This window comes from Candidatus Accumulibacter sp. ACC007, from assembly GCF_907163205.1.
In the GTDB taxonomy this organism is placed as follows: Bacteria; Pseudomonadota; Gammaproteobacteria; order Burkholderiales; family Rhodocyclaceae; genus Accumulibacter; species Accumulibacter regalis.
On record NZ_CAJQUD010000013.1, the window covers coordinates 15966 to 28411 of the forward strand.

The 12446-nt window shown below is 62.0% G+C and carries 15 protein-coding genes; all 15 read left to right on the forward strand.

What is annotated here, in order from left to right; translation table 11 throughout:
- Window positions 1-14: 14 nt before the first annotated feature.
- The 15 genes from ribH (at window position 15) to QZ634_RS21050 (ending at window position 12435) form a co-directional block, all read left to right on the forward strand.
- Window positions 15-494 carry a 6,7-dimethyl-8-ribityllumazine synthase gene (ribH, locus tag QZ634_RS20980; protein ID WP_291991451.1) on the forward strand — a complete coding sequence of 160 codons (480 nt, stop codon included), beginning with the start codon at window positions 15-17 and terminating at the stop codon, window positions 492-494.
- Window positions 494-988, forward strand: coding sequence for a transcription antitermination factor NusB (gene nusB, locus QZ634_RS20985; RefSeq protein WP_291991408.1), 495 nt, complete (start codon window positions 494-496; stop codon window positions 986-988). The genes ribH and nusB overlap by 1 nt, the downstream gene beginning before the upstream one ends.
- A gap of 51 nt (window positions 989-1039) precedes the next feature.
- Entirely contained in the window at window positions 1040-1999 is a 960-nt protein-coding gene (thiL, locus tag QZ634_RS20990) for a thiamine-phosphate kinase (RefSeq protein ID WP_291989281.1), read from the forward strand.
- 28 nt (window positions 2000-2027) lie between these two features.
- Complete coding sequence (locus tag QZ634_RS20995) at window positions 2028-2483, forward strand: phosphatidylglycerophosphatase A (protein ID WP_291991409.1); 456 nt, start codon at window positions 2028-2030, stop codon at window positions 2481-2483.
- Window positions 2480-2989, forward strand: coding sequence for a nicotinamide-nucleotide amidohydrolase family protein (locus QZ634_RS21000; RefSeq protein ID WP_291991410.1), 510 nt, complete (start codon window positions 2480-2482; stop codon window positions 2987-2989). Before QZ634_RS20995 ends, QZ634_RS21000 begins: the two co-directional genes overlap by 4 nt.
- Before the next feature lie 202 nt (window positions 2990-3191).
- Window positions 3192-4523 carry a hypothetical protein gene (locus QZ634_RS21005; RefSeq protein ID WP_291991411.1) on the forward strand — a complete coding sequence of 444 codons (1332 nt, stop codon included), beginning with the start codon at window positions 3192-3194 and terminating at the stop codon, window positions 4521-4523.
- Between the two features lie 160 nt (window positions 4524-4683).
- On the forward strand, window positions 4684-5709 hold the full coding sequence (gene recA, locus QZ634_RS21010; RefSeq protein WP_291991412.1) for a recombinase RecA: 1026 nt from the start codon (window positions 4684-4686) through the stop codon (window positions 5707-5709).
- A gap of 9 nt (window positions 5710-5718) precedes the next feature.
- Window positions 5719-6171 carry a recombination regulator RecX gene (recX, locus tag QZ634_RS21015; RefSeq protein ID WP_291991413.1) on the forward strand — a complete coding sequence of 151 codons (453 nt, stop codon included), beginning with the start codon at window positions 5719-5721 and terminating at the stop codon, window positions 6169-6171.
- Between the two features lie 3 nt (window positions 6172-6174).
- Window positions 6175-6909, forward strand: coding sequence for an LPS export ABC transporter ATP-binding protein (gene lptB, locus QZ634_RS21020; RefSeq protein ID WP_291991414.1), 735 nt, complete (start codon window positions 6175-6177; stop codon window positions 6907-6909).
- Between the two features lie 82 nt (window positions 6910-6991).
- Window positions 6992-8428 carry an RNA polymerase factor sigma-54 gene (locus QZ634_RS21025; protein WP_291991415.1) on the forward strand — a complete coding sequence of 479 codons (1437 nt, stop codon included), beginning with the start codon at window positions 6992-6994 and terminating at the stop codon, window positions 8426-8428.
- Window positions 8429-8444: 16 nt separating this feature from the next.
- Window positions 8445-8771 (forward strand): ribosome-associated translation inhibitor RaiA, encoded by a 327-nt coding sequence (raiA, locus tag QZ634_RS21030; RefSeq protein ID WP_043569840.1) that lies wholly within the window; start codon window positions 8445-8447, stop codon window positions 8769-8771.
- A 105-nt stretch (window positions 8772-8876) separates the two neighbouring features.
- Window positions 8877-9329, forward strand: coding sequence for a PTS IIA-like nitrogen regulatory protein PtsN (ptsN, locus tag QZ634_RS21035; protein ID WP_291991416.1), 453 nt, complete (start codon window positions 8877-8879; stop codon window positions 9327-9329).
- A 5-nt stretch (window positions 9330-9334) separates the two neighbouring features.
- Complete coding sequence (gene hprK, locus QZ634_RS21040; RefSeq protein WP_291991452.1) at window positions 9335-10270, forward strand: HPr(Ser) kinase/phosphatase; 936 nt, start codon at window positions 9335-9337, stop codon at window positions 10268-10270.
- Window positions 10271-10314: 44 nt separating this feature from the next.
- Window positions 10315-10665: a PsiF family protein gene (locus tag QZ634_RS21045; protein ID WP_291991417.1), complete on the forward strand. Its 351-nt coding sequence runs from the start codon at window positions 10315-10317 to the stop codon at window positions 10663-10665.
- Between the two features lie 600 nt (window positions 10666-11265).
- Window positions 11266-12435: a UbiH/UbiF family hydroxylase gene (locus tag QZ634_RS21050; RefSeq protein WP_291991418.1), complete on the forward strand. Its 1170-nt coding sequence runs from the start codon at window positions 11266-11268 to the stop codon at window positions 12433-12435.
- Window positions 12436-12446 lie beyond the last annotated feature (11 nt).

Here is a 12446-nt window from a genome sequence, read left to right on the forward strand (position 1 = left end):
ACAAGACCGTTCCCGTGCGTCGCGACGAGAATATCCACGAATACGATGCTTCACTTGATGGCGACGGGCTGGCGATCGGCATCGTCATGAGTCGCTTCAGCCAGGACATCGGGGAAGGCCTGCTCAGCGCCAGCCTCAGCGAGCTGCAGCGCCTCGGCGTCGACGAAGCCCGCATTACGCTAGCGACCGTCCCGGGTGCTCTGGAGATACCTCTAGCGCTGCAGACGATGGCCCAAAGCGGGCATTTCGACGCGCTGATCGCGCTCGGCGCGGTCATTCGCGGCGAAACCTATCACTTCGAGATCGTCGCCAACGACTCGTGCCGGGGCGTGATGGAGGTGCAGCTCGATAGCGGCGTGCCCATCGCCAATGGAATCCTGACCTGCGAAGACGACGATCAGGCGCTCGCCCGCATGCAGCAGAAGGGTGCCGACTGCGCGCAGGTGGCGGTCGAGATGGCCAATCTGCTGGCAGTACTCGGGGAGCGCTCGTGATGGCCGGGCCGTCGCCGAACAAGACGAACGGCAAGGCCACTGCCGCTCGATCGCCGCGTCGCCGGGCCCGCGAATTCGCGCTGCAGGGGCTCTACCAGTGGCAGCTGAGCGGCAACGACGAAGCGGCAATCGAGGCGCACCTGGGCGACGTCGAAGGCTTCGACAAGGCCGACAGCGAGTTTTTCGTCAAGCTGTTGCGCGGGGTGCTCGTTCAGCGCCTGGCGCTGCAGGAGCAGCTACAGGCGTATCTCGACCGTCCCTTCGCTGAGTTGTCGCCGATCGAAGCCAGCGTCCTGCTGGCCGGCGCTTTCGAGTTGAGCAACTATCCGCAGACCCCGTACCGGGTGATCATCAACGAGTCGATCGAGTTGGCCAAGGCCTACGGTGGCACCGACGGCCACAAATACGTCAACGGCGTCCTCGACAAGCTGGCTGCCCGCTTGCGTCCGGCCGAGGTCGAAGCCAAGCGCGCGGCTCGCGCCAAGGCACGCTGAGCAGCGTCGCCGAGCAAGTCCGGCAAGTCGTGCAGGTGCAAGGAAATGGAGATGCCCAGCGAGTTTGAACTGATCCGGACGTACTTTTCCAGGCCGACGCCGCAAGCGGTCCTCGGCCCCGGTGATGATTGCGCGCTGCTGGCGCCGTCCGCGGGCTGCGAACTGGCGATAACCACCGACATGCTGGTCGAAGGAAGCCATTTCCTGCCCGGCACGGATCCCAGGCAGCTCGGCTGGAAAGCGCTGGCGGTCAACCTCTCCGACCTCGCTGCGATGGGCGCCAAGCCACGCTGGGCCTTGCTTGCCGGAAGCCTGCCCGAGGCGCGCGCCGAGTGGCTGGTGGCGTTTTCGGAAGGCGTCTTTGCCTGCGCCAGTCGCTATGGCGTCGACCTGGTCGGCGGCGATACGACGCGCGGTCCGCTCAACCTGTGTTTCACGGTGCTTGGTGAACTTCCCGCCGGCGAGGCGCTGCGTCGCGATCGGGCTTTGCCGGGTGACGATCTCTGGGTTTCCGGCTGGCCTGGCCTGGCGGCGATGGGGCTGGCCTGTCTGCAGGGGCGCGTACAGCTCAAGGAAGCGCTCGCCAAACGCTGTCTGGCCGCACTGCAGCAGCCCATGCCACGCGTCGAACTGGGACTCGAGTTGCGCTTGCGTCGTCTGGCGCACGCGGCCATCGACGTTTCGGATGGCTTGCTCGCCGACCTCGGCCACATCCTGGATCGATCGGCGGTCGCCGCCGAAGTCGGCGCGGCGCAGCTTCCGTCAAGGCCGGCTGGAGTCGACCCGGCGTTCGCGCGCCAGTGTCAGCTGGCTGGTGGCGACGACTATGAACTGGTGTTCTCGGCCCTGCCGGAAAGGCGACTCGAGATTGCCGCACTCGCCGCCGAGCTCGATCTGCCGCTCTGGCGCTTTGGCCGGATAGTCGCCGCGGCGAACACTCGCCTGACGCTGCTCGACGAAGACGGGCAGGCAATGGCCATCGACGGCAAAGGATTCGACCACTTTGGCTAGCCCCGCTCCTCCTTCCGTGCAATTTCTCATGGCGCATCCCGCGCACCTGGTCGCCTGTGGCTTTGGCAGTGGCTTGTCGCCGCGGGCGCCGGGGACTGTCGGCACACTCTTCGGCTGGCTGTCGTTCCCGCTGTTGCGTCCGTACATGAGCGACTTCGAGCTGCTCGGTTTCATTGTCGTCTGCTTCGTTGGCGGCGCGGTGGCGGTGCACAAGACGGGGATCGACCTGGGGGTCGTCGATCACGGCAGCATTGTCTGGGACGAGATCGTTCCCTTCTGGCTGGTGTTGCTGTTCTGTCCGGGCCACTGGTTGTGGCAGACCACGGCTTTCTGCCTGTTCCGCTTTTTCGACATCAGCAAACCGCAGCCGGCGCGCTACTTCGACGAACAGGTGAAGAATGGCTTCGGGGTAATGACTGACGACCTGATCGCTGCCGGCTATACCGTGCTGGTGCTGGCGATCCTGCGTTTCGTGCTGGCATGAGGGCTTGCGATCAGCCTTCGCTGGAAGCGCTTGCCGCAGCAGTCGGCGAGTTGTTGCTGGCCAACGGGGAGTGCCTGGCGACCGCCGAATCCTGCACCGGTGGCTGGGTGGGACAGTGCGCGACGGCGATTGCCGGCAGCTCGCGCTGGTTCGAGCGCGGTTTCGTCACCTATTCGAACGAGGCCAAGATCGAAATGCTCGGTGTCGGCGCCGAACTACTTGTCGCACAGGGGGCGGTGAGCGAGGCGACTGCAGCGGCCATGGCCCTGGGGGCCCTGCGCTGCAGTCGCGCCGATTGGGCGCTGGCGATCACTGGCGTCGCTGGTCCGGGTGGCGGCTCTCCGAGCCGGCCAGTGGGGACAGTCTGCTTTGCCTGGGCAGGACCGCAAGGGCGACTCGATACGGAAAGGCGTTGTTTTGCCGGAGAGCGGGCAGCGGTACGCGCACAATCGGTGGCGCATGCTCTCCACGGTGTGTTGCAGCGGGCCGCGCGGCAACTGGGCTGACGGCGGTCGAGAGCGTTTCGCGAGAGGAGCCCTAGCGCGTTGGTAAAACAACGAATTTGGGCAGATATTCGCGGCAGGAACGGGCGCCTTGGAATAGAATGAGTAACCAGAATCTGCCCTGTCTTCCTTCCCGAACATGCGCGCGATAATCACGATTCCTGCGGCTTTATGGGGTATTTCTTCGCTGCTGTCGATTATCGTCTTGGCAGTGGGGGACCGCGGCGCTCTCCGTTCTGGCCAGGCGACCGCCCCGGCAGCACTTGCGTCGCCGACGGCGCCTCTGGCCAACGCGGCTTTCGTCGGCAACGGTTACGCGGCCATCCCAGATCGACATCCCGTCTCGCGCGGCGAGAATCCGCGCCTCCGGAAAGTGTCGCTTGAACTCGGCCCGGCAGATCGCCTGCTCATCTTCGCCGACGCGGACGGTGATTACCGCTCAGCAGGGGCCGAACAACCTCCCTTGCGTTTGAGTTCGCGCCTGTCGACTTCCTTGCTCGGCAAGACGAGCGACGGTCAGCGTTCAATGTTGCGTACGGAATACCGGCTTCTGTCGGCGCTTTACGCGCAGGCCGAGCAGCAGTTGGCCGTTGCCGAGCAACTGAGTCATCTGGAGGCTGTGCTTGCCGATCTGCAGAAGGGAACCGGGACGCCTTCTCCATTACCGTCGCCAACCCTTGCGCCGCTGGCTGCGCCAGCAGCAGCTCCCTGGCCGCTGACACCGCACCTAGGCGCAGCAGCAGGGTTGGAAAAGGGCGGTTGGTGGCTCGAACTGGCGGTCCTACTCGGTTTGGTTGGCGGCTTGAGCTGGCTGTTTGGCCGTCGCGCGGGCTGGCGCGCCGAGCCGCTGCTGATCCCCGCTGTCGCCGACCTGCCGCTCGACACCAGCGACGATTCCGGCTGGGAACTCCAGGCGAGCAGCAGTCCGGATGCTCCACTCGGCGAGAGCGACAGCGGCGTGCTTGCCTATGTCGTTCCGGTTGCCGACAGCGTGTCGGGTAGGCCCGCCCAGCCGTGCCCGCAGGGTGATGACGCGGAGCTTGCTGCGGCCCTCGAACTTGCCGAGATCATGGCTTCCTTCGGACGGACGCGAGGTGCCGAGCAGGCACTGGAGGAGTTCGTCAGTGCCCATCCGCGCGTGGCGCTGACCCCTTGGCTGAAACTTATCGAACTCTATCGCGAGAATGGGCAGCGTCAGGCTTTCGATGCGCTGGGCCTGCGACTGCGACGCCATTTCAACGTTGCTGCGCCAGAATGGGAGTTGGTCGGCGAAACTCTTGGACCCGTGGCTACCGTTGGTGCTGAGCAATCAGCCTCCATTGACCAACTCCTGCCGCGCTTGCCAACATTAGGGCGGGAGGTACGCATTACAACGGAGATTTCGCGGACCTGGGGCTCGCCAGAATGCCTGACTTACCTGAACAGGCTGCTGCGCGACAACCGCGATGGCGAGCGAAAGGGCTTTGCTTCGGGTGCGGTGCGCGAGCTCTTGTTGCTGATAGAACTGCTGGAAAATCGCCTCGTTCGCGCCGTCTGAACAGGCGGATACCCGACCACTCGCTTCGCCTTGTCGTCCGCAAGGGCTGACCATTCGCCAGTCACTGTATATAATGACAGTCCGTGTTGCTGCGGAGCTTGGCATCTTCGCTGCCTTCGAACATGGGATAATTCCGCTCACTCAAGCAAGGGGACTGGCAATGGACGACAACAAGGCAAAGGCGCTGGCTGCAGCGCTGGCCCAGATCGAAAAGCAGTTTGGCAAGGGCTCGATCATGAAAATGGGCGAGGGCAGCGTGGTGACCGATGTCCCGGTCGTCTCCACCGGCTCGCTCGGGCTCGACATCGCTCTCGGAATCGGCGGCCTTCCGCGTGGCCGGGTGGTCGAGGTCTATGGTCCTGAATCCTCGGGCAAGACGACCTTGACGCTGCAGGTCATCGCTGAGATGCAGAAACTCGGTGGTACAGCCGCTTTCATCGACGCCGAGCACGCGCTCGACCCGGGTTATGCGCAGAAGCTTGGTGTAAACCTTGACGAACTGCTGATCTCTCAGCCCGATACCGGCGAACAGGCGCTGGAAATTGCCGACATGCTGGTGCGTTCCGCCAGTGTCGATGTGGTCGTCATAGACTCGGTGGCCGCGCTGGTGCCCAAGGCCGAGATCGAAGGCGAGATGGGCGATTCCCTGCCCGGCCTGCAAGCACGTCTGATGAGTCAGGCACTGCGCAAGCTGACCGCCAACATCAACCGTACCAATACCCTGGTGATCTTCATCAACCAGATTCGCATGAAAATCGGCGTCATGTTCGGCAGTCCGGAGACGACCACCGGTGGCAATGCACTCAAATTCTACGCGTCGGTACGTCTCGACATTCGCCGTATCGGCAGCATCAAGAAGGGCGACGAGGTCATCGGTAACGAGACGCGCGTCAAGGTTGTCAAGAACAAGGTCGCGCCACCCTTCCGGGAAGCCATCTTCGATATCCTCTATGGCGAGGGAATCTCGCGTGAAGGCGAGATCATCGAACTTGGGGTGCTGCACAAGCTGGTCGAGAAATCAGGCTCCTGGTATGCCTACAACGGCGAGAAAATAGGCCAGGGCAAGGACAATGCGCGCGAGTATCTGAAGAGCAAGCCGCAGATCGCCGAGGAGATAGAAGGAAAGATTCGCGCTGCCGTGAACGTCCCCTCTCCGCCGGTGAGGACGGCCGCCGCGGCCGCCTAGTGCCCCGCGGTGGGTGACGTTTTGCGTGAGCGGGCTCTGCGCATGCTCGGGCGGCGCGATTACGCGCGCCTTGAGCTTGCCCAGAAGCTGGCGCCGCATGCGCCATCAACGGAGCACTTGCAGGCCTTGCTCGACGACCTGACTGCAAGCGGCCTGCTGTCCGACGAACGTTATGCGCTGGCGCGGGTAAACGCCCGCGCTGGGCGCGTAGGTGATGCGCAGCTGGTTCACGAATTGCGCTCGAAAGGCGTTGCCGCCGAGCTGGTGAGCGCTGCGCTGGCGACGGGTGAAGACGAACTGGCCCGGGCGTGTCGCGTCTGGCAGCGGAGGTTTGCTCGTCAGCCAGGGGCGGTCGCCGACGATGCCGTGGCGCGCAGCCGCCAGATGCGCTTTCTGGCTGGCCGAGGATTTTCCGCTGAAACAATCCGACGCGTACTGCGCGGCGACTTTGAAAACGATTGAGAAATGTCCGATACGCAGAGCACACTTTCCACCCAAAGCCTAAAGAAGCGCTACAAGTCGCGTACCGTGGTGCATGATGTTTCGTTCGAAGTGGTCAGCGGGGAAGTCGTTGGTCTGCTCGGCCCGAATGGCGCCGGTAAAACGACCTGTTTCTACATGGTCGTCGGCCTAGTTGCCTGTGATGGCGGTGACGTTAGTCTCGATGGGCAGAAGCTCACGCACTTGCCGATGCACAAGCGTGCCCGACTGGGCCTCTCCTACCTGCCACAGGAAGCATCGGTTTTTCGCAAGCTCACCGTCAGTGAAAACATCATGGCGGTCCTCGAGCTACAGAAGCTGTCGGCCGCCGAAGTCGAGGCGCGTACCGCGGAGTTGCTCGAAGAGCTGCATATCAGCCACCTTCGTCTGAGCCCGGCAACTTCACTTTCGGGTGGCGAGCGTCGGCGCGTCGAGATCGCGCGCGCCTTGGCCACCGCGCCACGTTTCATTCTCCTTGATGAGCCCTTTGCCGGCGTCGACCCGATCGCCGTGCTTGATATCCAGAAGATCATCCGTTTCCTCAAGGGGCGCGGCATCGGTGTGCTGATCACCGACCACAACGTGCGGGAAACCCTTGGTATCTGTGATCACGCCTACATCATCAACGAAGGGAGCGTCCTGGCTGCTGGTCGGTCTGAGGAAATCATTTATAATGAAAACGTCCGGAAGGTGTATCTGGGTGAGAACTTCCGCCTCTGAGCGCGCCGGTTTTTCAGCCACAATTCGAGAACCATATGGGCAGTTTCCCCACGACAATGCGGCGACTTCCCCGGTTCTGTAAATGAAACCGTCCCTCCAGCTCAAGCTTACTCAGCATCTCGCACTGACCCCACAGCTCCAGCAATCGATCCGGCTGCTGCAACTGTCGACGATCGAACTCGAACAAGAGCTCGAAAAGTACTTGCTGGAGAACCCGCTGCTTGAGCGCGAAGACGAGTACGCTCGCTCGGACGCGCCAACAAGCGGCAGCGGAAACGAGGAAGAGGCTGCCGACCCGGTAGCGACGGACGAGCACTCCGAACTCTCCGAGCACAGCGAACAGTCGTTTTCCGACGACGAAATCTGGCCCGGTGACGACAACGGGCAGCACGGTTCATCGGCTTCCTTCGACGACGAGGACAGCGACTATCAGGACGTCCAGGCGGCGACCGTCTCCCTCCGCGAACACCTGCTGTGGCAGCTCGGACTGATGACCCTTCCCGACCGTGACCGCGTGTTGGTGCGCTGTTTGATCGATGCGCTTGACGATGACGGCTATCTGACCCAGTCGCTGGCGGAGCTTGCGGAAACCATGCCGGCGGAGTTGGAGATCGAGCCTGAAGAATTGCAAATCGCGCTCAATCACCTGCAGCATTTCGACCCCACCGGCGTTGGTGCGCGCAGCGCGCAGGAATGCCTCGGGCTGCAGCTCGAAGCCTTGCCTGCCGGCCAGACGCGTACGCTGGCGCTCGATATCGTTGGTCACTGTCTGGAGCTGCTGGCCAGCCATGACTTTGTCAAGCTCAAGAAGCAGACAGGCTGCGATGACGACGCGCTACGCGCAGCACACCTGTTGATCTGCAGCCTGAATCCGCGGCCAGGCGCACAGTACGCTTCGGAGGACACACGCTACATCTCGCCCGACGTGGTGGTACGTAAAGTGCGGGGGCAGTGGTCGGTAAGCGTCAACGCCGACGCCTTTCCACGTCTGCGGATCAACAGTCTCTACGCTCAGATTCTCTCCCGACAGCGGGGCTCCGGGCTGGCTGGTCAGCTCCAGGAAGCGCGCTGGTTGATCCGCAATGTGCAACAACGGTTTGACACCATCCTGCGTGTGGCGCAGGCTATCGTCGAACGGCAGCGCCAGTTTCTTGATCACGGTGAAGTCGCGATGCGGCCGCTGGTCTTGCGCGAAATCGCCGATGTGCTGGGGTTGCACGAGTCCACCATCTCACGGGTAACCACGCAGAAGTACATGGCAACGCCGCGCGGGATTTTTGAACTGAAGTATTTTTTTGGCAGTCACGTCGGCACGGAGGCTGGCGGGGCGTGTTCAGCAACGGCCATTCGTGCGTTGATCAAGCAGATGATCAGCACCGAAGAACCGAAGAAGCCTCTTTCGGATAGCCAGATATCCGAAGTCCTTGGCCAGCAGGGCATTGTCGTTGCGCGGCGTACGATAGCAAAATACCGCGAGGCGCTCAGTATTCCGCCGGTCAACCTACGCAAGTCCATTTAGAAGAAGGAGCCACATCATGAACCTGCAAGTCAGTGGACACCACCTCGAGATCACCCCGGCGCTGCGCGACTACGTCACTGGCAAACTCGAGCGAATCACCCGTCATTTCGATAACGTGATAGACGTGAACGTGATTCTGTCGGTGGAAAAACTGAAGCAGAAAGCAGAAGTGACCGTTCACCTGGCTGGCAAGGACGTCTATGTCGAGACGGTCGACGAGGACCTCTATGCCGCAGTGGATGGCTTGGTCGACAAGCTTGAGCGCCAGGTCCAGAAGTACAAGCAGAAGTTGCAGGATCATCACCGCGGGAGCAAGATCATCGACCACATCGTCGTCGAGTGAAAGATGTATAGTCTGCGCACGGCAGCGTCGGCAGCAATCGCCGGCCAGCCCGTGCGCTTCCACGTTTGAACCAATCCACGTCAGCCTTTTTCGGGTTTTTGTCGCATGAGCCAGATTACCCAGTTACTTCCCCTCGAAAATATCATTCTTGATCTCGACGCCAGCAGTAAGAAACGCGTCTTTGAACACGTGGGGCTTCTTTTTGAAAACTACCTCGGCATCGCGCGCAGCACGGTGTTCGACAGTTTGTTCGCTCGCGAGAAGCTCGGCTCGACTGGGCTTGGGCAGGGTGTGGCCATCCCGCATGGTCGGATAAAAGGTCTGAAGGATGCCACCGGCGCTTTCCTGCGGCTGGCTGCACCGGTGCCGTTCGATTCTCCGGATGGCAAGCCGGTTTCACTGTTGTTTGTCCTGCTGGTTCCCGAAGTGGCGACCGAGCAGCACCTGCAAATCCTCTCTGAGCTGGCACAGCACTTCTCCGACCGCACGTGCCGCGAAGCTCTTTCCAGCGCCATCGACTCGAAAACCGTTCACCAGATCTTTGCCGACGGAACATGAACGCCGTGCGTCAGTTCAGCGTGATCCAGCTCTATGAGGATCACCGGGAGAAACTGAAGCTGTCCTGGGTTGTGGCAGTAGGCGTCGATCGCCAGATCGAGCTCAAAGAGCAGAGTAATTATGGCGCCGATGTCGTCGGCCATCTCAACCTGATTCACCCTGAGCGTTTACAGGTTATCGGCCGAGCTGAGCATGCCTGGGCGCAACGAGTTACCGTTGAACGCCTGCGTCAGCAGGTGCGGGAGTTGATGGCGGCCAAGCCGCCGGCGCTGATCATCGCCGACAATCTTGATATCCTGCCGGCGATTCGTGACGGTTGCGAGTCGACGCAAACACCCCTGTTCGTCAGCTCGAAGCCGTGTTCCGCGGTGATCGACTTGCTGCGCATCTATCTCTCACGCCGCCTGGCAGGTTCGACATCGATGCATGGCGTGCTGATGGACGTTTTCGGGATGGGCGTCCTGATTACCGGAGATTCTGGTGTCGGTAAGAGCGAACTGGCGTTGGAGCTGATTTCGCGCGGCCATGGACTGGTCGCTGACGACGTCGTCGAGCTGGCATGCATCGCCCCAACGACGATCGAAGGTCGCTGCCCCAGTATGTTACGCGACTATCTGGAAGTGCGCGGCCTTGGCTTGCTCAACATCCGTACCATTTTCGGCGAGACGGCGTCGCGCCGGAAAATGAAACTCAAGCTGATCGCCCATCTGCAAAGGCCGCTGACCGGGACCGACGGTCCGCGCTTGCCGCTCGACGCCCAGGCGCAGGATATCCTTGGTCTGCCCATTCGAAAGGTCGTCATCCCGGTTGCTGCCGGCCGGAACATTGCGGTCCTGCTTGAGGCGGCGGTTCGCAACAGCATTCTGCAGCTACGAGGGATCGATAGCATGGGAGACTTCATCGACCGTCAACAGCAGGCCTTGCTTGACGAAGACCTGTAGCAGTGGCCTAATTACGGGGTTTCCTCAACCAAGGAGAACCCCCGATGAAAGCCTGGATCGCTATTGCCGCTCTCGTTTTCACCACCGGCGGTGCCTTTGCTGCCGAAGGGAAGAAAGAACCCTCGGAAGCCCAGAAGGCCCAGCAGGAAAAGATGAAGTCCTGCAACGCGGAGGCCAAAGAAAAGGCCTTGGCTGGCGACGGCCGCAAGCAGTTCATGAGCAATTGTCTAAAGAAGGCTCCGGCGGCGGCAAGTCCTGCAGCCGCTCCAGCCGCCGCCGTACCGGCGAAGGCTAGCCAGCAGGACAAGATGAAGGACTGCAACGCCACGGCTGGCAGCAAGGCGCTCAAAGGTGACGAGCGGAAGGCCTTCATGAGCGAGTGCCTCAAGGGCTAGGCCGGAATCCTTCAAGCATCGCTCACCGGCGGCGGCTCTCGGGCCGGCGCCGGCGTTGCCTTGCGCCTTGTCGCTGCGGGCCCGTGTTTAGGAGTGTTGCCTCGCGCTAATGCCGATGGCTCTTCGCCGCCTTGGGCCGGATCGGAAAGAAGGTTTTCCGGCATGGGCCTGTGAATTCGCCCCTTCTGGACGCTGACGACGTAGACTTGGCGTTGGGGGTAGCGACCTTTTCTCAGCTGCCGATCAGCTTCCTGCCACGTCGCATGGAGACTGCCGAGAAAGGCATTGCACGCTGCCCAACGCCCCGCCTGCGTACGCAACACGACAACCGGGCGGCCGCCGTCAAGCACTGCCAGCAGGCAGGTCGGGTCGCTGTCGGCCCAGGACGCAGCGACCAGGTTCATTGCCTCGGGTCGCGGGACACACGCGGCGACCAACGCGTCAAGTGGAGAATCATGCTCCGAACGAACAATCGCCGGGAAGTAAAGGTGAGCAGCTTGTCTGGCGAGCGTGTTCATTACTGTCAGCTTCTCACACTCTTGGCCGCACTTGTAAAATCTGGCTCGTTTGACGAGCGCATTTCTTCCGAGCCCCATCTGCATGCAAGCTAGCGAGTTCGACGTTCTTATTGTAGGTGGCGGCCTGGCCGGTCTTTCACTGGCTTGTGCGCTGCGCGACACACGGCTCAGGATCGGCCTTGTAGAGCAGCGCCCGCCGCTGCGGCCGGCAGCCTGGGATGCCCGCGTCTATGCGGTGTCGCCGGCCAACGCCGTTTTCCTGCGTGAGATTGGCGTCTGGAAGCATCTGGCGGGCGAGCGGATTGCTCCCATCCATGCCATGAAGATTTTTGGCGATGATGGCGCCGAGCTTGAGTTTTCAGCGTATGAGACTGGCCTCCCGGAACTGGGCTGGATTCTGGAGTCGTCGCTGATGGCCTGCGAACTCTGGGAAAACGCCAAGCGGCAGGGCAATCTCACCCTCTGCTGCCCCGCCGTCCCGCATTCATTGACGATGGGTCCGGCGGCCGCCGCGCTGACCCTTGCCAACGGCGACACGCTTTCGGCAAAGCTGCTGGTTGGCGCCGATGGGCGCGACTCCTGGATACGTGAAGCGCTTGCCCTGCCGGCGATCAACACCCCTTATGGGGAGATGGGCCTGGTGGCCAATTTCGAATGTGCACGCCCGCACGGCGGCATTGCGCGGCAGTGGTTTCGTGCGGACGGGGTCCTTGCCTGGTTGCCGCTGGCGGGAGATCGCATCTCAATCGTCTGGTCGACGCCCGATGAGCATGCGAAAACGCTGCTGGATATGCCCGCAGAGGCTTTGGCAGCCCGTGTCGCCGCTGCCGGCCACCACCAGTTGGGTGCCTTGCAGTTGCTCACCCCACCGGCGGCGTTCCCACTTCGCCTGATGCAGGTGCCGCGAATCGTCGCCCCCAGGCTGGCGCTGGTTGGCGATGCCGCGCACGGCATCCATCCGCTTTCCGGCCACGGCATCAACCTCGGCTACCAGGATGCCAAAGTGCTCGCCGCCCTGCTCGCCAGCACGCCCGACTGGCAGGACATTGGCAACGAGCGCCTGCTGCTTCGCTATCAACGCGAACGGCGCGAGGAAACCCTGCTCATGCAGACCACGACCCACGCCTTGCACAAGCTTTTCCGTGACGACTTGCCGGGGCTGAAGCCCTTGCGCAACCTGGGAATGAACCTGACGAATGTTTTGCCAGTCCTAAAGAACGCTCTTGTGCGCTACGCAATCGGCACCCTTTGAAACGCCAGTAT

What these genes read in the sequence shown, in the direction of transcription:
- QZ634_RS21000 (WP_291991410.1), top strand. Translation starts at nt 2,480, where the DNA reads ATGAGGGCTTGCGATCAGCCTTCGCTGGAAGCGCTTGCCGCAGCAGTC.
- lptB (WP_291991414.1), top strand. Translation starts at nt 6,175, where the DNA reads ATGTCCGATACGCAGAGCACACTTTCCACCCAAAGCCTAAAGAAGCGC.
- thiL (WP_291989281.1), top strand. Translation starts at nt 1,040, where the DNA reads ATGCCCAGCGAGTTTGAACTGATCCGGACGTACTTTTCCAGGCCGACG.
- nusB (WP_291991408.1), top strand. Translation starts at nt 494, where the DNA reads ATGGCCGGGCCGTCGCCGAACAAGACGAACGGCAAGGCCACTGCCGCT.
- ptsN (WP_291991416.1), top strand. Translation starts at nt 8,877, where the DNA reads ATGAGCCAGATTACCCAGTTACTTCCCCTCGAAAATATCATTCTTGAT.
- raiA (WP_043569840.1), top strand. Translation starts at nt 8,445, where the DNA reads ATGAACCTGCAAGTCAGTGGACACCACCTCGAGATCACCCCGGCGCTG.
- QZ634_RS21025 (WP_291991415.1), top strand. Translation starts at nt 6,992, where the DNA reads ATGAAACCGTCCCTCCAGCTCAAGCTTACTCAGCATCTCGCACTGACC.
- QZ634_RS21045 (WP_291991417.1), top strand. Translation starts at nt 10,315, where the DNA reads ATGAAAGCCTGGATCGCTATTGCCGCTCTCGTTTTCACCACCGGCGGT.
- recA (WP_291991412.1), top strand. Translation starts at nt 4,684, where the DNA reads ATGGACGACAACAAGGCAAAGGCGCTGGCTGCAGCGCTGGCCCAGATC.
- QZ634_RS21050 (WP_291991418.1), top strand. Translation starts at nt 11,266, where the DNA reads ATGCAAGCTAGCGAGTTCGACGTTCTTATTGTAGGTGGCGGCCTGGCC.
- QZ634_RS20995 (WP_291991409.1), top strand. Translation starts at nt 2,028, where the DNA reads ATGGCGCATCCCGCGCACCTGGTCGCCTGTGGCTTTGGCAGTGGCTTG.